Here is an 18881-nt window from a genome sequence, read left to right as displayed (position 1 = left end):
AGGCTATGACAAGCTTAAACTACGAATTGATCGATGTGTTTACCAATAACCCTTTTGGCGGCAATCAATTGGCGGTGTTCCACGATGAAATCGAATTGCCGACGGAAACGATGCAGAAAATCGCCGCCGAACTGAACCTTTCTGAAACGGTGTTCATCCGCCCGCCCAAGAATCCGGACAATCAAAAAAGCCTGCGGATTTTCACACCGAAAGTAGAGTTGCCGATGGCCGGGCACCCTACAGTGGGCGCTTCTTTCGTCCTCGCTGATAAAGGCCTGATCCCAACGGAGCCCGGGCAAAACCATTGGATTTTGGAGGAACAAATCGGCGAGATTCCGGTGACTGTTTATAAAGAAGGTACGGCCATTTCAAAAGTCGAAATGACGCAGCCGCTTCCCGTTTTTGGCAGCCAGTTTCAAAAACCAGGTTTGGTTGCCGATTTACTGTCGCTGTCTCCGAAAGATTTGGACCACCGTTTTCCCATTCAATCCATTTCATCGGGCGTCCCTTTTCTCTTTATCCCCGTCCGCACGTTAGCGGCAATGAAAGACATCAATTTCCGTGTAGACATTTGGGAACGGCAATTCAGCAAAAATCAGTATACGCAGCATATATTCGTCTTCACGATGCAAACAGAAGAAAAACACTCCACCGTCCACAGCCGCATGTTTGCACCGGCAATGGGCATTCAGGAAGACCCGGCAACCGGTGCCGCAGGCGGACCGCTTGGCGCATACTTGGTAGAGCATGGCGTTATCCCGCCTTCGAAAGACGGCACATACATGATTCGCAACGAGCAGGGATTTGAAATCCAGCGGCCCAGCTATATTGACATCACACTCACTAAAATTGGCAGTAAAATCAGCGACGTGAAAATTGGTGGTCAGTCTGTCAGCATGGGTAAAGGGCAGATTGTTCTTCGGGAATAAGCTAAACCCACTTCCTACTCGAAATTCTGGAGGAAGTGGGTTTCTTTTATAAATGCTTTTGCATAAACTCAACAATCATTGTATTCATCTTAATATGATTTTCTATTTTTTCAGTTTGATGGCCTTCGTCTTCAAAAATGACAAGTTCTACTGGCTTGCTTTGCTTCTGTAAATCGGCTGTCAATTGTTCGGCTTCGCTCACCGGTACACGCGTATCGTTTCTTCCGTGGAATACAAGAAGCGGCGCGTTGATTTTGGCTGTATGATTCAACGGTGCAATTTCTTCGAAAAAGTCCGTATCGTCTTTTAACGAGCCGTATTCAAATTCACGCAAAGCACGGCGCCAGGAACCGGTATTTTCCAGGAACGACTTGAAGTGAGATATCCCGACAATGTCAACTCCAGCAGCCCACACATCCGGGTAATGCGTTAAAGCAGCCAACACCATGAACCCTCCATAGCTCCGGCCCATAATTCCAATTCGACTTCTGTCCACTCCATGATTTACCACTAGATCATTCGCCAATTCTTTTAGATCGGCAACAGAATCCATGCGTTTGCGGACATCATCCAGCTTCACATAGCTCCGGCCATACCCCATGCTGCCCCGGACATTCGGAGCCACGACTGCAAAGCCATTGGCTGCTAAATATTGAATGACCGGATTAAATTCTGACCGAATTTGATGTTCCGGACCGCCGTGTACATAAATGACCACTGGCTGTGAATGCTCTTGCTTGCCGTACAGGAAATAAGGAACTTTCAGACCATCAAATGAAGAGAATGTACAAAGCTCCGGCTGCACCCAAAGATGCTGGACTTCTTTTTCTTCCCCAACAAATGTCAGACGCTCTGATGTCTTAGTAACCAATGACACTTTCCAAATATCCCCGGGAAAAATCGGGCTTTTAACTCCTAATACAAGTTCTTTTTCAGAAATCCAGGAAAGCGAATCGAACACGCCATTCGGGATTTCTTCTATTAAATGATGTGTTTTATTGTCTACGTCATAAACACCCAGTTTGGAAATCCCGCCTTCGTTCACCGTAAACGCCAGCTGTGACCCCTCGGGTGAAAGTTTAATTTCTTCAATATCCCAATTTCCGATTGCCAGTAATTCTTCTGATTCAGCCAGTTCCTGAAATTTAAATTGATGGATAGCCAAAGCATCTCGTCCTTTATCCGAAACATAAAACCCGCCTTGTCCATCTTTGCTGAGCTGCAAGGATTGAGTTCTTGCCAATGCATTTTCAGCGCCAATTTTGCTCAGTTCTGCTGTTTTCAAATCCAATACATAAAAAGATTGGTCAATGTTCGTATCAGGCATATTCAGTACTAAACTGCGGCCGTCTTCCGTCCAGCAGATCGGTGTGCAATTGCCATCTACTTGAAAAACAACTTGTTCCACTTTCGACGCTACATCCAGTACATAAACGTCAAAATAACCTGGATGTCTGCGATTGGATGAAAACGCGATTTTCGTTTCATCCGGTGACCAGCCGCCGAAATGGTGGAAATGCTCTTTGGAAATAACGAGCTCTTCTGTCCGCTTCTCTTCTAGTAAATAAAACTGCTCCTTCTCATTTCCTTTCCCGTCCATTCCTATTACTGTTCTGCTGCCGGACGGGGCATGATAAACAGACAAGATACGATCAGGAAGATCCGTCACTTGCTCAATCTGTCCGCCTCTCCATTGCCACACTTGCGGAATACCGGTTTTTTTCGATAAAAAGGTAAACGCCTGCTGATTTGGAATTACACTGGGCTGAGTTGCTCCGGTCACATTCAAATAAGTAAGTAAAGTTTGGTCGGTAGAAGTCGTCATATTTATTCCCCTTCACTTTAGGTTTGGTGATGAAAAAAACTACTCATTTCAATAAAAAACGAGTAGTCCGATTACTGATATAAAAATAGAGGCAGCTGATGCACTTGACATGAAAAGAAACAACCAACCAGCAATGGTTTGTTTGAATTGCTTTAAGCCTTCGTCTTCGGCAAAAAGTTGATCGGCCCGCTCAAGTGATCGGGATTTTGCCATTGGCATAAAAAAGGGCCCCATTTTTTTAAATCCACCCATGAACAAATCCAGGAAACGGCTTTGCCAAATTTTAATGCTTGCCATTAAAATGGCTGCACATAATCCCACCAGAAACGCCGTATTGATCCAATCCAAAAGCGGCAAATTCAACACCCATTTATAAGCAATCCATAAGACAGCCATACTACTGGTCAATGCCATAAATCTTTTCATTTTCTCACCTCATAAAATTGATAAAGTCCCGGCTTCCGCTTGATTGCTAATTGAGCAACTATGCGTAGACGGGACTTTACCACTTTAATTATTTATTCCCATCAGGAATCAGTCAGTTATTTTGTTTTTTCTGCCCATTTCAAGTATGGATAACGGTTCACATAATAAGCAATGTTTTCGTAATCCTGGCTCACCAAGTAAGTGTTTTTGTAGAAGTTGATCGGCATGAACGGCATATCCGTCATCAAGATTTCTTCTGCCTGATGCAGCATCTCATAACGTTTGTCTGGATCTTGCTCTACTTTAGATGCAGCCATGATCGAATCGAATTCTTCATTGACCCATCCAGTGCGGTTGTTCGGGCTATCGCCCAAGTAGTAATCCAAGTTAACTACAGGATCAAGGAAGATGCCGATCCAGCCCATGCGAGCCATTTGAAAGTTTCCTTGTTTCGTTGTATCCAAGTAAGTACCCCATTCCTGGTTAGCCAATTTCACATTGACGCCAAGGTTGTTTGTGATCATTTCCTGTACTGCTTCTGCAATTTTCTTGTGGTTTTCGGCAGTGTTGTACATTAAAGTGACTTCAGGAAGAACGTCCCAGCCTTCTTCAGCCATACCTTCTGCCAACAATTTTTTCGCTTCTTCAGCGTTTTCTTCGAAATAATCTCCGCCGACTTCACGGAAATCGCCCGCTGGTGTTTCTGCGCCTCCAGGAACCATTGCATATGCAGGCGTTTCTCCAGCTTTTGTTACATTATCCGTTAATGATTGACGGTCAACTGCCATAGCGAAAGCACGACGGACTTTTGCATTTGTAAATGGCTCTTTTTCAACATTGAACATATACATATAAGTTCCGTAGTAAGGAACTTCTTTATATTCAGCGTTCTCTTTTTCAGATTCAATAACATCTGTCGGCAATGTCATGACTAGATCCAATTCAGCCGTTTTGAACATTTGATAATAAGTCGTTGCTTCGTTGACCAATTCAAATGTCACTTTTTCCATTTTCACTTCATCTTTTGCATAATAATCATCATTTTTCTCGATGACGACATTGCTGTCATGCTGCCATCCTGTCATTTCAAATGGTCCGTTGCTTACGTAAGTATCCGCTTCAGCTGCCCAGTTTTTATCCGCTTCAACCGCTTTTTGCTGAACCGGGTAGAATGTCCAAAGCGTCAATAGACTGTCGAAATATCCAAGCGGTGCATTTAATTCCACTTCAAAAGTCGTCTCATCGACTGCTGTGATTCCTACATCTTCAACAGTCCCTTTTCCTTTATTGTATTCTTCAGCGCCTTTAATATAGTACATATAGAAAGCGAATGGACTACCTGTTTCCGGATTTAAGACGCGTTCCCAGGCATACTCAAAATCACTCGCTGTAACCGCTGATCCATCTGACCACTTCGCATCTTCACGCAATTTGAAAGTGTAGGTTTTTCCGTCTTCGGAAACTTGAACATCTTCTGCTGCCCCAAGAACCGGGTTGCCGTCTTTATCACGTGTGTACAAGCCTTCAAAAATATGATCCAATACCCATCCAGATGTCGTATCAGTGGCAATTGCCGGATCGATTGCCGGAGGTTCAGACATGGCATTGACTACAATTTCCTGTTTAATGCTTGACGCGTCTCCCCCTTCACCGCCTGTTGAAGCTTCTTCTCCGCCTCCGCCGTAGCAGCCGGACAGTGCAGTTGATGTTGCCAGCAATACACTCATTGGAAATAACCATTTTTTCATCTCGTTCTCCCCATTCTTGTTTTATTAGTATAAATGACAAGCAGTCCAGTGCTCGTCTTCTACTTCTTTCCACTGTGGTTCTTGTAATGCACAAATTTCCATTGCATGCGGGCATCTCGTCCGGAAACGGCAGCCGCTTGGCGGAGCTGTTGGACTTGGCGGATCGCCAAGCAGGACAATGCGTTCCCGTTTAGCAGCTCTCGGATTCGCTTTTGGAATTGCCGATAGCAGGGCTTGTGTATACGGATGAAGAGGATTCGTGAACATGTCATCGCTGTTTGAGAGTTCCATCATCTTCCCTAAATACATAACACCGATGCGGTCACTGATATGTTTTACCATGCCAAGGTCATGGGCGATAAAAAGATAGGTAAGCCCTTCACTTTCTTTCAGCTCTTCCATCAAGTTGATCACTTGTGCTTGAATGGAGACATCGAGCGCTGAAATGGGTTCATCTGCCACGATGAATTTCGGTTCGACCGCCAGTGCACGGGCAATTCCGATTCGCTGTCTTTGCCCACCGCTGAATTCGTGAGGAAAACGTTTGGCATGTTCGGGACGCAAGCCGACGCGTTCCAGCAATTCGTAAATGCGCGCTGTCCGTTCTTTTCCTTTAAACAGTTTGTAAGCATCGATGCCTTCGGCAATAATATCGCCGACGCGCATTCTAGGATTTAATGAAGCCTGTGGATCTTGGAAGATGATCTGCATTTCTTTGTTAACGTCTTTTTTCGCTTGTCCATCAAGTTGGGTCACGTTCTGGCCGTTGTAGATAATCTCTCCTGCAGTCGGGTTCTGCAAGCCGACAATCGTTTTTCCTAACGTCGACTTGCCGCTGCCGCTTTCTCCTACCAGGCCAAAGGTTTCTCCTCTTCTAATGGAGATCGAGATGTCATCGACCGACTTGATGGTGACGTCTTTTTTGATATTGAAATATTTCTTTAAAGAATGGACCTCGAGAAGATGATCTCTTGTCCGATCTTTTTCTGTTTCCTGCATTTTCTCCACCATTATTCACCACTCCCTACTACAGCCGCCTCTTGTGCTTCAGGCGCAAAGGCATGTTCGATTTTAGGTGCACGCGAATCATTCAGCCAACATTTGGCATGATGCCCCTCGCCGATTTCAAATGCACCTGGCATTTCCTCTACACAAATATCCATGGCAAATTTACATCGCGGAGCAAATGGACAGCCTTTGGGCGGAGCAAACAGATCCGGCGGCGAACCTTCGATTGGAATCAACTTCTTTTTCTCAGGCCCTTCCACATTTGGAATCGAGTTCAGCAAACCCCACGTGTATGGGTGTTTTGGATTTTCAAATAAATCAAAGACACTGCCGCTCTCGACCATCATTCCGCCGTACATGACAATGACCCGCTGAGCTGTTTCTGCTACCACGCCCAGATCATGGGTAATTAATATAATCGCGGTATCCGTTTTTTTCTGGATGTCTTTCATCAATTCGAGCACTTGCGCCTGAATCGTCACATCGAGTGCTGTTGTTGGTTCGTCGGCGATCAACAGTTCCGGATTGCAAGCTAGGGCAATAGCAATCATCGCCCGCTGCCGCATGCCGCCACTGAATTCATGCGGATACTGGTTATAGCGTTCTTCCGGATTTGGAATTCCCACCAATTTGATCATTTCAATCGCTTTTCTTTTTGCTTCTTGTTTCGAGACATTCTGGTGTGCAATCACGCCTTCTGCAATTTGCTTGCCCACTATCATGGTCGGGTTTAGCGAAGTCATCGGATCCTGAAAAATCATGCCGATTTTCGAACCTTTTACTTTGCGCATTTCCCGTTTCGACATGCCCAGCAATTCTTTGCCCTGAAACTGGATGCTGCCGCCTTTGATAATGCCAGGCGGTGTCGGGATCAATCCCATAATGGTTTGCACGGTGACACTTTTGCCGCTGCCGGACTCCCCCACAATCGCCACTACTTCTCCTTTGTCGACATGGAAGGATACATCGCGGACTGCTTTGACTTCACCGCCATACGTCTTAAAATTTACTTCCAGATTATTTACTTCTAATAAACGGCTCATCGTTTTACCTCCTACTTACGGGCTCGTGGATCAAGTGCATCTTGTATTCCGTCGCCAAGCGCGTTAAATGCAAACATCGTCAATGCAATCATGAATCCCGGGAAGAACAATCTCCACCATTGGCCGCTTAAAATAACACCAAGCGAATCATTGGCCATCGTTCCCCAGCTGGCAAACGGCGCCTGGACACCAAGGCCAAGGAAACTTAGAAATGCTTCAGCGAAAATCGCTGTCGGAATTGTGAACGTTAAGTTGATAATGATAATGCCCATCGTATTAGGCAATAAATGCCTTGAGATTATTTTCGTATGAGATGTTCCCAACTTTTCTGCAGCAAGTACGTATTCTTGTGACTTCAACTGCAAAACTTGGCCCCGGATAATGCGGGCCATCCCGACCCAGCCGGTAATCGATAACGCTATGATAATTGTCGTAATGCCTGGTTCCATAACAACCATCAATAAAATAACGACTAAAAGATAAGGAATGCCATATAGAACTTCGACAATTCGCATCAAGATATTGTCAACACGGTCTCCGAATTTTCCGCGTCCAGCCATATACCCGGATACGCCGCCGACAACCACTCCGAGCACCAAGTCAATGAATGCGGCAACAAAGCCAATAGTCAACGAAACCCGCGCACCTTGCCATGTCCGCGCCCACATATCGCGGCCTAAGTCATCGGTCCCGAACCAATGCGCGCTTGAAGGCGCCTGGTTGGAATTAGTCAATGCTTGTTGGGAAGCACTATAAGGCACCATAGCAGGTCCAAAAAGTGCCAAAAAGATAATGACAACCAGCAGGGCAAGGCCCAAAAGCGCCAATTTGTTTTTCAAAATCCCGATAAAGGTTTCTTTCCAAATTCCTAAGCTCGGGCGTTCAATTATGTCCGTCTGCTGTCTGGCCGGATCAATCGGCCGAAACAAAGAATCATTCACTGTTTTTACCACCCGTTAATCCCCCTTACTGTTCAACTTGATTCTCGGGTCAATGAATCGATATGAAATATCGATCAAGAACAAAGTCACCACTAAAATCGTGCTAAAGAATACCGTAGTTCCCATAATGACCGGATAATCCCGGTTGAAAATACTGTCTACGAAATACTTTCCGATGCCTGGAACCGCAAAAATCTTTTCAATAACGAATGTCCCGGTGATCAATGACACAAATAAAGGTCCGATAAACGACACGACCGGCAATATTGCATTCCGAATGCCGTGGCTCAGAACAATCTTAAAAGATGATAAACCTTTGGCATCCGCTGTTTTGATGTAGTTCTGATTCATGACTTCCAGCATGCTTGAACGCATAAAACGGGCGACTACTGCAAGCGGTGTAACTGCTAATGCAATGGTTGGCAGGACAGAATGCTGGAACGTTCCCCACGAGGCAACTGGCAGAAGGCCCCACTTCACTGCAAAGAAATTGATAAGCAAAGGCGCCAAAATGAAACTCGGCACCGATATCCCAATAATTGCAAAAATCATCGCTGCATAGTCGAGAAGTTTGTTGTGATTCAATGCTGCTACAATTCCGAGCAAAAGTCCGAAAAATAAAGCAACAAGAATGGCTTGAATTCCAAGCGTTGCAGAAGCTGGGAAGCCTGCGGCCAATATGTCATTGACTGTTCTTGTTTCCGATTGAATGGAAGGCCCTAAATCGAAGCGAAGTAAATCTCCTATGTACATGGCATATTGGATTGGAATCGGTTCATCTAAATTGTATTTAGCTCTCATATTTTCGACGACTTCTTCGGGCAATACATCCGCATCTGAAGCAAACGGATCTCCCGGAATCATTTTCATGATTAAAAAAGTCAACGAAGCAATAACCCAAATCGTTACCAGCATCGTTAAAAATCGTTTCACAATATACATGACTTTTCTACACCACCGTTCAGATTAGTAAAACTCTTTATGCATTGACGCTGCCTAAAACTCCATTCGTTGCTGTTATGGCAATAATGACACAGCCCCACATATGTTTATAAGCTGTCACCATGTCTTCGCATGTAAAGCGGATGCTTTTCGGTCCGGTCAATTCGACGCTTGGAATGGTCGTCGTCATCATCGCTTGCTGCGAACCTTTAAACTGAATTTCAAACGTGACAGGACCTTCCAAGACTACTGGTTTTTGATCCGCTGCATTTTTAACAGCTTTTTCCGCTTTTTCCCGAATGATGCCTTGCGCCAGTTCGGGATGAAGCAATTCGGCTGCAAAACGGTCTACTGCACGTTTCGTCACCGCTGCTTCTACATTCGGCAATGTCTCCTGAACTTCTTGAACATATGCATCGTCTCCGCTGATAAAGAGCGGCGGCACACCGAAAGCTCCTGCTACATACGTATTCATTTCTGTTTCCCCAACGATGCGGCCATTGATTTTCATTTCATTGACGCAAATTCCAGCCAGTGTATGGCTAATGACCGCTCTTTCTGATCCGCCTTCCCGGCCATGGTGGCCGACGAAAAGAATGCCGTCAAATGAATCATCCAATCCTTCGAGCTGGCACATCACACGGTTGCTCCCTGATACGAGCCGTGCCCGCTTGTCCAGTTCTTCAATAATGATGTTCGACATATTGCCATGGCCGTCTGCAACGACGATTTCTTTCGCTCCCCCGTTAAAAGCGCCTTCAATGGCGGCATTGACATCTGCTGTCATCAGCTTGCGGAAACGCTGATATTCAGACGGTGTTTTAAGCTGTTGGTTTGTCGCGACACCCGAAATTCCTTCCATGTCCGCTGAGATAAAAAATTTCATTCTACATTTCCTCCTGTTCGTTAGACAACTCATGATCAAAACACCCTTTAGGCGCAACATTCCGACTATTCCGTTCAAAAAAATTAACGAATATACTCAAATGTATTCTTGTGTACGTCCAGCTGAATAATCGTGTTAAGGTCCGTTACAGCCTCAATTTCATTGATCGAATAGACGACTTCCGTTATTTTTTCCTGATCCTTGACGGTAATTTGAACAAGCAAAGGATATTCACCCGAAGTCACCGTAATATACCGGATCGGCTTGATCTTTTTAAGTTCTTCAATTACAGCTGCAATCGATTTAGGCTTAACTTTTATTTGAATGATGGCTCCCGCTTTTAAACCGACCGCAATCGGATTTACGATCCCGTAAACGCCTAAAATTTCTTTATCAATCAAATTTTTATAGCGGAGACGGATGGTCTTTTCGGTTACATTGAGAGTCTTTGACAAATCGGTAAAAGAGATTCGCCCATCTTCTGCCAGGCATTTGATAATGCCGTGATCCAGTTCATCCACTTCGTATATCACAAAACACCTTCTTTCTTCCACAATACCGAATTACCGGAAAGAGGAACAATTCTAAAATTTTCTACTCCTTTACAATATTCATAAAATATTTTATTATCTAAAAAAGGAATATTATTGCCTAGTTTATATTAGGTATATTTATAAAGCAATCCTTTTTTTTATAAATTATGGAGGTTTTTTAATGATAGCGATTACAAATTCAACAATCTTTAATGGCAAAAACGAAGTGATTGAAAATCACATGATCCTTGTGAAAGATGGAAAATTCGAAGCAGTAGTAGCTCAGACTGAATTAGATAAAAGCTATCAAGTAATTGACGCTATAGGTAAAATCGTAACTCCGGGATTGATTGATGTACATACACATTTAGGCATTTCAGAAGAAGGTGTCGGAAAAGAAGGACACGATTTTAATGAAACCAGCGATGCCGTTACACCTCAAGTCCGTGCCATCGACGGCATTAATCCGATGGAACCTGGCTTTCAAGATGCAAGACGAGCAGGTGTGACCACTGTTCAAGTCATGCCAGGCAGTGCAAATGTCATTGGCGGTGAAATGGTGGTATTAAAAACTGTTGGAACGATTGTTGACGAAATGGTCATCAAATCCCCTTCCGGCCTGAAAGCTGCAACCGGCGAGAACCCCAAAAAATATCACGGCGAAAAAGGACATATGCCAGTGACGCGTATGGGCGTGGCTGCATTATTGCGGGAAAAACTGATTGAAGCGCAAAATTACATAAACAGCGGCCAACCAGAACGAAAACTTGGCCTCGAAAATTTAGCAAAAGTGCTTAACAAAGAAGTTCCGCTCCGGGTACATGCACACCGAGCGGATGATATCCTAACTGTTCTCCGTCTGAAGCGTGAATTTGATATCAATGTGACAATCGAGCATTGCACGGAAGGCCAGCATATTGCAGAATTTATTGCGAAGCATGACGTACGGGTTTCCGTTGGGCCGACTTTATCAACTCGCTCCAAAGTTGAACTGAAAGACAAAGACTGGACAACCATTAAAGTTCTGCTCGATGCTGGTGTACCTTGTTCTTTAACGACGGATCACCCAGTAGTTGGGATCGACTATTTAGTGACCAGTGCAATTCACGCTATCCGAAATGGCATCACCGAGCAGCAAGCGTTGACGGCCATTACGCTGGACGCGGCTAAGCATCTTGGCGTGGAGGACCGTGTGGGATCAATTGAACCAGGCAAAGATGCTGATTTAGTGATTTGGAGCGGCAATCCGTTTGATCTCCGCAGCGTACCGGAAAAGGTGTTTATTGATGGGAAAATCGTTAATTAACACAAAATAAAAAAGCCGTTTCTTCAGTTTTTCAACTGAAGAAACGGCTTTTCATTTACTTTCTTGCTTGTCTGCCGGGAATGGACTTCCACTGATCTTCAAGCCACTGGTCGAAGTCTTCGCCTTTATCGCCTTTGTACGTGTCATAGATATCCACACGCATTTTTTGCAATTTCACTTTAAAATCTTCGAACTTGTGGTCATGCGGCAAACTTTTCTTGATGCGCACGAGTGTTTTCGAAGCGTCTTTAATCAAATCAAATTTTTTGCGCGTTGGCATATCCACTTCCAAGCCAAAGTCCTGCAATGCATCAAAAGCGGCAAGCTGCACTTTGTAGACCGGGTCGTTTTCCATGCGATGCGTCAACATGTCAATGGTCTGTTTGTGCTTCCATTTGCTAAGCTCTTCAACCGCAGCTAAACGTTCTTTCCAGTTTGCTGTCCGGTTTACAGCCTTTTTCAATTCGTCGTAATTCGGCGGTAAAGTTGTGTTAAATTGTTGACTCAAAAAATTCATTCTCCTTTTAATCATTTTCCTTTTTGGAAAATGAAATGGTCTCTTCCGTTAGCAGAAAAGCTTATCCATGTATTGTACCATCATCTGATGAAAAGAACAAAAAGGCAATTTTGCAGGATTTAGCTAAAAATTTATTGGAAAATATTTAAATTTATAAAATTATAGTTTGAAAATTCAATTAAAGGGTAAATCAAGGGATGTTACATACAAATTCTAGGAGGCGAAAAGAAAAGATGTTAAAACAAACAGTATTAGGCAGTTCTATGGCTTTGCTTTTAGTTGCAGGTACTTCTCTAGAAACACAGGCCGCGGTTAATGACAAGGATTGTGGAGATTTCTCATCTCATCAGGAAGTCATGGAATTTTGGTATGCAAATGGTTTTAGTGCTGAAAACGACCCTCACGACTTAGACCGTGATAATGATGGCCTAGCTTGTGAAGTGAGCCAAAGCGAGTACGACAGCTTCGTTGCCGACAAAGAAGCTGACAATTCTTCTGATGGTGGAACAAGCGAAGAAGAAACTGCTGCAGGGGAAGAATTGCCGGATACAGCAAGCAGCAATCCTCTTATGATGCTGTTTGGAGCAGGAATCGCCGGACTGGGCTCTTTGTTGCTGTTCCGCCGAAAAAGCCAGCAAGCTTAATACTTAATTTATCAAAAAGGCAGATCCTATCCTGCCTTTTTCCTTTGAGGTGAATTGTTTTGAGAAGATGGCTGGGATTAATATTAATAGTAGCCGGCCTTGTGATCGGCCTTTATAGCTTATCGGAATGGTACACGGCAAAAAGCTCGGCGCAAAACCTGACAGACGCCGAACTTAAAAAAATCGAGCAAGTCGACGCGGCAATTGGAACACAAATTGAAAAACCACCGGAAGAACCAGTCAAAGAAAATCCTAAGCCCGTTCTTCCCCCTTCTCCTATAAAGACTACTGGAATCGACCGTCAACTTGGAGAACAAGCGGCAACTCTTGTCATTCCAAAAATTGAACAAAAGTATTCGGTCTATTGGGGAGCTGACTCCGCTACATTGAAGAAAGGAGTCGGCATGTATGTCAGCGACCTGACCACCATTCCTGGCGGCCATGGCCATACAGTGTTGAGTGGACATCGGGACACGGTTTTCACAAGGCTTGGAGAACTGGAAAAGCAAGATCAATTGCTGGTGGAATATGAAAAAAAAATTTATGTTTATGAAATTACTGAAACGTGGATTACAGATGCAGAAGATCGCAGCGTCATTGTAGAAAAAGATAGATCAATCTTAACATTAACTACCTGTTATCCTTTTGACTTTATTGGCTATGCACCGGACCGATACATTGTTCAGGCAAAACTGGTTTCAACTCAAGACGCATAAATTCAAAGGAGGCAAAAGCTGGTGATTCAGCTTTTGCCTCCTTTCTCTTTTTCTATAGCCGCGCATCAAACAATGCACGCTCTTGTTATTTAAGCTCTGAAACTGCCTGAATAAAGCGCTCCACTTCTTCAAACGTATTATACGGCGCCAACCCTGCGCGGATCCAGCCTCCGGTTTTGTTGATATCGAGCCGTTCGGCAAGTGTCGATGCATAGAAATGCCCAGATGCGATAAAAATACTATGCTCTTCCGCCATGATTTTACACACTTCTTCCGGCTCAACCCCGCTCACTTGAAAAGCGATGGTCGGTGTTTTCGGGATGCTCCGATCTGCTTCAAACAAAGTGACGCCTTCGATTGCTGCCAATCCTTCCCGCAAACGGGACGCCAAGCTGCTTTCATATGCCTCAATTTTTTCAAGGCCCGATTCAATTCGTTGCCTGCGCGTTTCGCCTTCGCCGAAGCTTGCAAAGAATTCGATAGCCGGTTGGATGCCTGCAATGCCTTCATGATTTTGCGTGCCGGTTTCCAGTTTATCCGGGTAATAGCTTGGTGCCGGTACTAATTTATACGGCTCCAAATCTTTAAATATGTCTTCCTTAATGGCGGCAATGCCGATATGCGGACCGAAAAACTTATAAGCCGAGCATAGAAGGATATCAATGTCCATGCGGTCGCGGTCAATTAACATATGAGGGGCGGCATGGACGGCATCGGCAGCCACCAATGCACCCACTTCTTTTGCTCGCTTCGTAATCGGTTCCAAGTCAACGATTGTTCCTACGGCATTGGAAGCAAGACCGACGGCCACCAATTTGGTTTTATCATTGATTACTTCGTTCAAATCCGATAAATCGAGTGTCAAGCTGCCCGTATCTACTCGGATCCATCTTACAGTCAACCCCCGGTCTTGAGCCATTAAAAGCCATGGATCGACGTTTGCCCGGTGGTCCATTTCCGTCACGACAATTTCATCCCCTGACTGGAACTGTTTGCCTAGCGCATTGGCAATGGCAATCGTAAGCGTTGTCATATTCGCGCCAAAAGCCACTTCATTCGTTTGGACACCCAAGAAGTCTCCTACTGCTTTTTTCGCTTCAGCAATGATTTCTTCGGTTTCCCAACTTGACGGAAAACACCCGTGCAAATTTCCGCCGCCGTTTTCCATATAAGCCGCAATTGCCTGAATGGACGATTTCACAACCTGGGAGCCTCCCGGACCATCAAAATATGCAGCCGGTTTCCCATGATAGGTTCTCTTTAAAGCCGGAAATTGTTCGCGCACTTCTGTAATCGGAAAAGTCGTTTCAGTTATTTTCATCGGTATGTAGCCCCTTTTCAGAAAGTTTCCCTTTAAATAAACCATGGCAGCAACCTTGTTGTCTATTAGGAAGCTCTATCTTGCAGAAAATTCTTTCAATATTTTTAAGTTAAAAATCTAAAATATATGATTATAAAGAAAAAGAGCGGGTAAAATCCAACTAGTGTTGAATTTTACAATTCATAACCAATTGGAGGGATTTTTAATGGCAAAAGAATACGCTGCACACGAATTACTCGAAGTCCATGAAATACTGACTTTCAAAACCGCCTGCGTTGCAAAAAGCAAAGTATTCAGCGGCTTGGTTGAAGACCCAAAGTTGAAAGAAATTCTTGAAGAAGACATTGAACTTTCTACAAAAGCGATTAAAGATTTGCGCAAAATATTGGAAGATTCTTCAAAATAATTCAGTGGAAAGGAAGGATATTATGGCTAAACAAAACGAACAGAAAAAAACTGAAACAGAAGCAATCAACAAAGAAAATTTAGCAATTCCCGGCTCTATGCTGGATGACTTAGCTATTGCCACTGATTTCCTGGTGACTGCAAAAGCAGCCGTCCGCAACCTAGCAGTTGCGATTACTGAAACTGCTACTCCTCAGGTGAAAAAATTATTGCGCCGCGAGTTGGATATCGCGATTGATACGCACGACAAAATTGCCCAGTACATGATTAAAAATGAAATGTATCATGCCTATGACATAGATGAACAAGTTCAGCATGATTTGAAAAAAGCCGATATTGCTTTGGAACTGGCTAAGAATAAATGAGATTGCATGAAAAGACCATCCGTTTGTGTTTCCAACGGATGGTCTTTTATTATTATTGTGCCGTATACCCGCCGTCCAAGACGACTGCTTGCCCTGTAATACCAGATGCTTTGTCGCTTGCTAAAAACATCGTATAATCCGAAATCTCCTGTACAGATAATAGACGCTTTTGAGGAACCAACGGATAAATGACTTCTTCAAGCACTTTGTCCAGCGAAACATTGCGTGTTTTCGCCAAATCGCCCATCTGATTGCGCACAAGCGGCGTATCCACATAACCCGGACACATTGCGTTGACTGTAATGCCGTATTCCGCACCTTCAAGAGCAGCCACTTTCGTTAAGCCGATTACGCCGTGCTTGGAGCTGTTATAGGCCGCTTTGCCGGCAAAGCCAACCAGGCCGTTGATGGAAGCCATATTGATAATGCGCCCTTTGCCTTGCTTCTTCATAATTGGAAATACATGTTTCGTTGCTACAAAGGGAGCGACAAGCATGATCTTCACCAACAGTTCAAACTTTTCCGTCGGGAATTCTTCAATTGGCGAGACAAATTGCATGCCTGCATTATTGATCAATACGTCAAGTGAACCGAACTCTTTTACTGCTTGATCGATTGCTGCTGAAAGCTCCGTTTCATCTGTCACATCCACTTTTATGCCGACCGCCTGAAACCCTTGGTTTTTCAAGGTCTGTGCGGCTTCCTTAACGGCATCTTCATTGATATCCGTCAATACGATTTTTGCGCCCGCTTTGGCAAAATCGGCACTGATTTCATACCCGATGCCGCTTGCTGCACCCGTGATAAACACTACTTTATTTTCCACCATACGAATCACCTCGACTAAGATTTAAATGCCCATTCCTAAAGAAAACAGAACGATTGCAATTATGGTTCCCAAAAGCGGCACAATAACCGTTACCGCTCCTACCGATCCGTAAGCCGCTTTGTGCGTTTCGCCGCAAATGCCCTGGATGGTTGTCACAACATATCCATTATGCGGCAGGGAATCCAGCGCTCCGGAAGAAATTGCGATTGTGCGGTGCAATGCTTCCGCGTTTACTCCCATGTCCAAATAATGAGGTGCCAATAACGGCAATGCGATAGCCTGTCCGCCAGAAGATGATCCGGTGATGCCCGCAATCACACTTACGGCAATGGCTCCGCCAATCAGCGGGCTTCCCGGGATATTCGTCATGGCATCGACTGCCACTTGGAAAGCCGGCGCCGCTTTCGCTACACCGCCAAAACCGACAACGGCGGCCGTGTTTCCAATTGCGATCAACGCTCCGATTGTTCCGTCGGTCAATGCTTTGCCCAAGTCATGGAAATGTGTTCTATTCAATAAATAAGTGGCAATCACTCCACCTAAAAGTGCAATGATCAACGCTGAGGTTTTCAATGAGTCATGGAAGATATACGAAATGACCAGAACCACCAGGAGCGGGATCAATCCCATCAATGGATTCGGCAAATTGCGTTCTTCCGCGATCGGATCTGTCTTGCGCGCTTCGAATCGCTCCCCTTTGTTGACTGCCTTGTTGATCATGCGCTTCAGCCACCAGTAGCCGAATACTGCCATAAATACAGCGACGACAATGCTGACTTCCCATCCAGCGTACGGGCTCGTCCCCAGGAACTCAATTGGAATCCAGTTCTGGATTTCCGGCGACCCCGCGGATGTCATTGTAAACGTAACCGAACCCAGAGCCAGAGCTGCCGGGATAAATCGGCGCGGAAGATCCGCTTGTTTGAACAAGCTGAGTGCCATTGGATAAACCGAGAATGCTACGACAAATAGGCTAACCCCACCATATGTCAGCACGGCGCAAGCGATGACAATCGCCAGCACCGCCCGCTTGAGGCCAATTTTACTGACGAGCCAACGGGATACGCTGTCAGCAGCTCCGCTGTCTTCCATCAACTTCCCGAAAATTGCTCCAAGCAGGAACATCGGGAACCAGGATGTGATAAATCCGGAAAATCCGGTCATGTAATTGCCTAAGAAGTTCACTTCTCCTTCAGCCACCATCTGCGGGAAAAGCGGCAGGCTGCTGAATACCGCGACAACCAGAGCGCTTAATGGCCCTGCAATCAGCAGATTCATGCCTCTCATTGTCAAAAAGATAAGCAATGCCAATCCACCAATTAAACCGATCATACTAAACATAGTTTTTCCTCCTTCGTTTGCAGCAGTTCAGTGCAGCGATTTTCAAATGCCGCCATACCCGCTGCATCATTCTTTTTTGCCGCCTTTGCAGAAAATAATATAAGTACAAATGCTAAAATTGAAAGCGCTCTCTTTTCACTATAAAAAGCGTAAATTTTCTAAAATATTTATCAGCGGCGGTTTTTTAAGTGTACACTCACACTTATGATAGGTAAAATGAATAATAATTATAGGTTCTATAACTATTTGTTATAACAGGAGGTTACATTGTGGATATTCGCCAATTGACTTATTTCATTGAAGTTGCAAAACACAAAAGCTTTACGAAAGCTGCACTTGCCTTGCATGTCACTCAACCGACTTTAAGCAAAATGGTCAAAAACTTGGAGGAAGAAATGGAAGTCACCTTGTTTGACCGATCTTCCCGGCAAATTGAATTAACGGATGCAGGAGCCGTGGTTTTCGAGCAGGCGCAAAAGATTGTTGTCAGCTTGGATGACTTGACTGCATCTCTTTATGACGTCATGAACTTAAAAAAAGGAAAAATAAAAATCGGCCTTCCGCCTGTCATCAGCACTTTGTTTTTCCCAACAATTATTGCGGAGTTTCAAAAGGCTTATCCCGAAGTCACCGTTATGCTTGCAGAAGACGGTGCAAAAAAAGTGGAACAAAAAGTGCTGGAAGGAGAAGTCGATCTGGGATTTGTCATGCTGCCGGTAGACGAGGAAAAATTCGATGTCGTACCTTTTGTACACGAAGAAATAAAATTGCTTGTCCATGAATCCCATCCACTGGCTCATCGGGAAACCATCGATTTGATCGAATGCAAAGACGATCCTTTTTTGCTGTTAAGCAAAGAATTTACATTAAATGGCCGGACGATTGAGTTCTGTTTGAGCGAAGGGTTCACACCCAAAATTGCGTATGAAAGTTCCCAATGGGATTTCATTGTCGGCATGGTCGAAAAAAATTTGGGCATTACATTGATGCCCAAACTGATTTGCGAACGGTCCAAAAACGGTCCGTTCAAGACGCTTTCACTGACCAATACATTTCCTTGGGTGCTTGGCATCATTTCGGCCAAAAACCGCTACCTGCCTTATACATCTCGATCGTTCATTTCACTTGTCAAAGATTTGCCGAAAGTCTAGTGAAT

The 18881-nt window shown here is 44.5% G+C and carries 20 protein-coding genes; 7 read left to right on the top strand and 13 right to left on the bottom strand.

Features of this window, described 5'->3' with window-relative positions; translation table 11 throughout:
- Nucleotides 1–5 precede the first annotated feature (5 nt).
- Nucleotides 6–929 carry a PhzF family phenazine biosynthesis protein gene (locus QWY22_RS04905; protein ID WP_300983375.1) on the top strand — a complete coding sequence of 308 codons (924 nt, stop codon included), beginning with the start codon at nt 6–8 and terminating at the stop codon, nt 927–929.
- A 46-nt stretch (nt 930–975) separates the two neighbouring features.
- Here QWY22_RS04905 and QWY22_RS04900 read toward each other — a convergent pair whose 3' ends face one another.
- The 9 genes from QWY22_RS04900 to QWY22_RS04860 form a co-directional block, all read right to left on the bottom strand.
- Complete coding sequence (locus QWY22_RS04900) at nt 976–2754, bottom strand: S9 family peptidase (protein ID WP_300983374.1); 1779 nt, start codon at nt 2752–2754, stop codon at nt 976–978.
- A 48-nt stretch (nt 2755–2802) separates the two neighbouring features.
- A complete protein-coding gene (locus QWY22_RS04895) occupies nt 2803–3180 on the bottom strand; it encodes a DUF3899 domain-containing protein (protein WP_300983373.1) in 378 nt (125 codons plus the stop codon).
- A 116-nt stretch (nt 3181–3296) separates the two neighbouring features.
- Nucleotides 3297–4928 carry a peptide ABC transporter substrate-binding protein gene (locus QWY22_RS04890; RefSeq protein WP_300983372.1) on the bottom strand — a complete coding sequence of 544 codons (1632 nt, stop codon included), beginning with the start codon at nt 4926–4928 and terminating at the stop codon, nt 3297–3299.
- 24 nt (nt 4929–4952) lie between these two features.
- A complete protein-coding gene (locus QWY22_RS04885) occupies nt 4953–5939 on the bottom strand; it encodes an ABC transporter ATP-binding protein (protein WP_300983371.1) in 987 nt (328 codons plus the stop codon).
- Complete coding sequence (locus QWY22_RS04880) at nt 5939–6979, bottom strand: ABC transporter ATP-binding protein (protein ID WP_300983370.1); 1041 nt, start codon at nt 6977–6979, stop codon at nt 5939–5941. Before QWY22_RS04880 ends, QWY22_RS04885 begins: the two co-directional genes overlap by 1 nt.
- A gap of 11 nt (nt 6980–6990) precedes the next feature.
- Nucleotides 6991–7932: an ABC transporter permease gene (locus tag QWY22_RS04875; RefSeq protein WP_300983369.1), complete on the bottom strand. Its 942-nt coding sequence runs from the start codon at nt 7930–7932 to the stop codon at nt 6991–6993.
- Between the two features lie 3 nt (nt 7933–7935).
- Entirely contained in the window at nt 7936–8862 is a 927-nt protein-coding gene (locus QWY22_RS04870) for an ABC transporter permease (RefSeq protein ID WP_300983368.1), read from the bottom strand.
- 37 nt (nt 8863–8899) lie between these two features.
- Complete coding sequence (locus QWY22_RS04865; RefSeq protein WP_300983367.1) at nt 8900–9748, bottom strand: M55 family metallopeptidase; 849 nt, start codon at nt 9746–9748, stop codon at nt 8900–8902.
- An 83-nt stretch (nt 9749–9831) separates the two neighbouring features.
- Nucleotides 9832–10281 carry an Lrp/AsnC family transcriptional regulator gene (locus QWY22_RS04860; protein WP_300983366.1) on the bottom strand — a complete coding sequence of 150 codons (450 nt, stop codon included), beginning with the start codon at nt 10279–10281 and terminating at the stop codon, nt 9832–9834.
- A 181-nt stretch (nt 10282–10462) separates the two neighbouring features.
- Here QWY22_RS04860 and QWY22_RS04855 point away from each other — a divergent pair, with 181 nt between their 5' ends.
- Nucleotides 10463–11587 carry an amidohydrolase gene (locus QWY22_RS04855; protein ID WP_300983364.1) on the top strand — a complete coding sequence of 375 codons (1125 nt, stop codon included), beginning with the start codon at nt 10463–10465 and terminating at the stop codon, nt 11585–11587.
- Nucleotides 11588–11642: 55 nt separating this feature from the next.
- Here the strand turns inward: QWY22_RS04855 and QWY22_RS04850 are convergent, their stop codons facing one another.
- Nucleotides 11643–12104 (bottom strand): HEAT repeat domain-containing protein, encoded by a 462-nt coding sequence (locus QWY22_RS04850; protein ID WP_224077170.1) that lies wholly within the window; start codon nt 12102–12104, stop codon nt 11643–11645.
- A 233-nt stretch (nt 12105–12337) separates the two neighbouring features.
- Here QWY22_RS04850 and QWY22_RS04845 point away from each other — a divergent pair, with 233 nt between their 5' ends.
- Both QWY22_RS04845 and srtD read left to right on the top strand, forming a co-directional pair.
- The gene (locus QWY22_RS04845) at nt 12338–12748 is read left to right on the top strand and encodes an LPXTG cell wall anchor domain-containing protein (protein ID WP_300983363.1); all 411 of its coding nucleotides are present in this window, start codon (nt 12338–12340) and stop codon (nt 12746–12748) included.
- A gap of 53 nt (nt 12749–12801) precedes the next feature.
- Complete coding sequence (srtD, locus tag QWY22_RS04840) at nt 12802–13464, top strand: class D sortase, LPxTATN-specific (RefSeq protein WP_300984332.1); 663 nt, start codon at nt 12802–12804, stop codon at nt 13462–13464.
- Between the two features lie 85 nt (nt 13465–13549).
- Here the strand turns inward: srtD and QWY22_RS04835 are convergent, their stop codons facing one another.
- A complete protein-coding gene (locus QWY22_RS04835) occupies nt 13550–14785 on the bottom strand; it encodes a cysteine desulfurase-like protein (RefSeq protein WP_300983362.1) in 1236 nt (411 codons plus the stop codon).
- A 205-nt stretch (nt 14786–14990) separates the two neighbouring features.
- On the opposite strand from QWY22_RS04835, the gene QWY22_RS04830 reads away from it, so the two are divergent.
- Together QWY22_RS04830 and QWY22_RS04825 are read left to right on the top strand one after the other, a co-directional pair.
- Nucleotides 14991–15191: a spore coat protein gene (locus tag QWY22_RS04830; RefSeq protein ID WP_036804579.1), complete on the top strand. Its 201-nt coding sequence runs from the start codon at nt 14991–14993 to the stop codon at nt 15189–15191.
- A gap of 97 nt (nt 15192–15288) precedes the next feature.
- Nucleotides 15289–15555, top strand: a complete 267-nt coding sequence (locus QWY22_RS04825) for a spore coat protein (RefSeq protein WP_300984331.1) — start codon at nt 15289–15291, stop codon at nt 15553–15555.
- A 52-nt stretch (nt 15556–15607) separates the two neighbouring features.
- Here the strand turns inward: QWY22_RS04825 and QWY22_RS04820 are convergent, their stop codons facing one another.
- Nucleotides 15608–16384 (bottom strand): 3-hydroxybutyrate dehydrogenase, encoded by a 777-nt coding sequence (locus tag QWY22_RS04820; protein ID WP_300983361.1) that lies wholly within the window; start codon nt 16382–16384, stop codon nt 15608–15610.
- A 21-nt stretch (nt 16385–16405) separates the two neighbouring features.
- Nucleotides 16406–17725, bottom strand: coding sequence for a GntP family permease (locus QWY22_RS04815; RefSeq protein ID WP_300983360.1), 1320 nt, complete (start codon nt 17723–17725; stop codon nt 16406–16408).
- Between the two features lie 269 nt (nt 17726–17994).
- Between QWY22_RS04815 and QWY22_RS04810 the strand changes: the two genes are divergently transcribed.
- Nucleotides 17995–18876, top strand: a complete 882-nt coding sequence (locus QWY22_RS04810) for a LysR family transcriptional regulator (RefSeq protein ID WP_300983358.1) — start codon at nt 17995–17997, stop codon at nt 18874–18876.
- The last annotated feature ends 5 nt before the right edge of the window (nt 18877–18881 follow it).

It is taken from the genome of Planococcus liqunii, from assembly GCF_030413595.1.
GTDB lineage: Bacteria > Bacillota > Bacilli > Bacillales_A > Planococcaceae > Planococcus > Planococcus liqunii.
This window is presented reverse-complemented; position numbering and strand designations above follow the sequence as displayed.

Excerpts from the sequence above, each read along its gene's own strand:
- QWY22_RS04905 (WP_300983375.1), top strand. The coding sequence starts at position 6 with ATGACAAGCTTAAACTACGAATTGATCGATGTGTTTACCAATAACCCT.
- QWY22_RS04815 (WP_300983360.1), bottom strand. The coding sequence starts at position 17,725 with ATGTTTAGTATGATCGGTTTAATTGGTGGATTGGCATTGCTTATCTTT.
- QWY22_RS04845 (WP_300983363.1), top strand. The coding sequence starts at position 12,338 with ATGTTAAAACAAACAGTATTAGGCAGTTCTATGGCTTTGCTTTTAGTT.
- QWY22_RS04870 (WP_300983368.1), bottom strand. The coding sequence starts at position 8,862 with ATGTATATTGTGAAACGATTTTTAACGATGCTGGTAACGATTTGGGTT.
- QWY22_RS04895 (WP_300983373.1), bottom strand. The coding sequence starts at position 3,180 with ATGAAAAGATTTATGGCATTGACCAGTAGTATGGCTGTCTTATGGATT.
- QWY22_RS04865 (WP_300983367.1), bottom strand. The coding sequence starts at position 9,748 with ATGAAATTTTTTATCTCAGCGGACATGGAAGGAATTTCGGGTGTCGCG.
- QWY22_RS04835 (WP_300983362.1), bottom strand. The coding sequence starts at position 14,785 with ATGAAAATAACTGAAACGACTTTTCCGATTACAGAAGTGCGCGAACAA.
- QWY22_RS04880 (WP_300983370.1), bottom strand. The coding sequence starts at position 6,979 with ATGAGCCGTTTATTAGAAGTAAATAATCTGGAAGTAAATTTTAAGACG.
- QWY22_RS04825 (WP_300984331.1), top strand. The coding sequence starts at position 15,289 with ATGCTGGATGACTTAGCTATTGCCACTGATTTCCTGGTGACTGCAAAA.
- QWY22_RS04900 (WP_300983374.1), bottom strand. The coding sequence starts at position 2,754 with ATGACGACTTCTACCGACCAAACTTTACTTACTTATTTGAATGTGACC.
- QWY22_RS04830 (WP_036804579.1), top strand. The coding sequence starts at position 14,991 with ATGGCAAAAGAATACGCTGCACACGAATTACTCGAAGTCCATGAAATA.
- QWY22_RS04855 (WP_300983364.1), top strand. The coding sequence starts at position 10,463 with ATGATAGCGATTACAAATTCAACAATCTTTAATGGCAAAAACGAAGTG.
- QWY22_RS04890 (WP_300983372.1), bottom strand. The coding sequence starts at position 4,928 with ATGAAAAAATGGTTATTTCCAATGAGTGTATTGCTGGCAACATCAACT.
- QWY22_RS04850 (WP_224077170.1), bottom strand. The coding sequence starts at position 12,104 with ATGAATTTTTTGAGTCAACAATTTAACACAACTTTACCGCCGAATTAC.
- QWY22_RS04885 (WP_300983371.1), bottom strand. The coding sequence starts at position 5,939 with ATGGTGGAGAAAATGCAGGAAACAGAAAAAGATCGGACAAGAGATCAT.
- QWY22_RS04820 (WP_300983361.1), bottom strand. The coding sequence starts at position 16,384 with ATGGTGGAAAATAAAGTAGTGTTTATCACGGGTGCAGCAAGCGGCATC.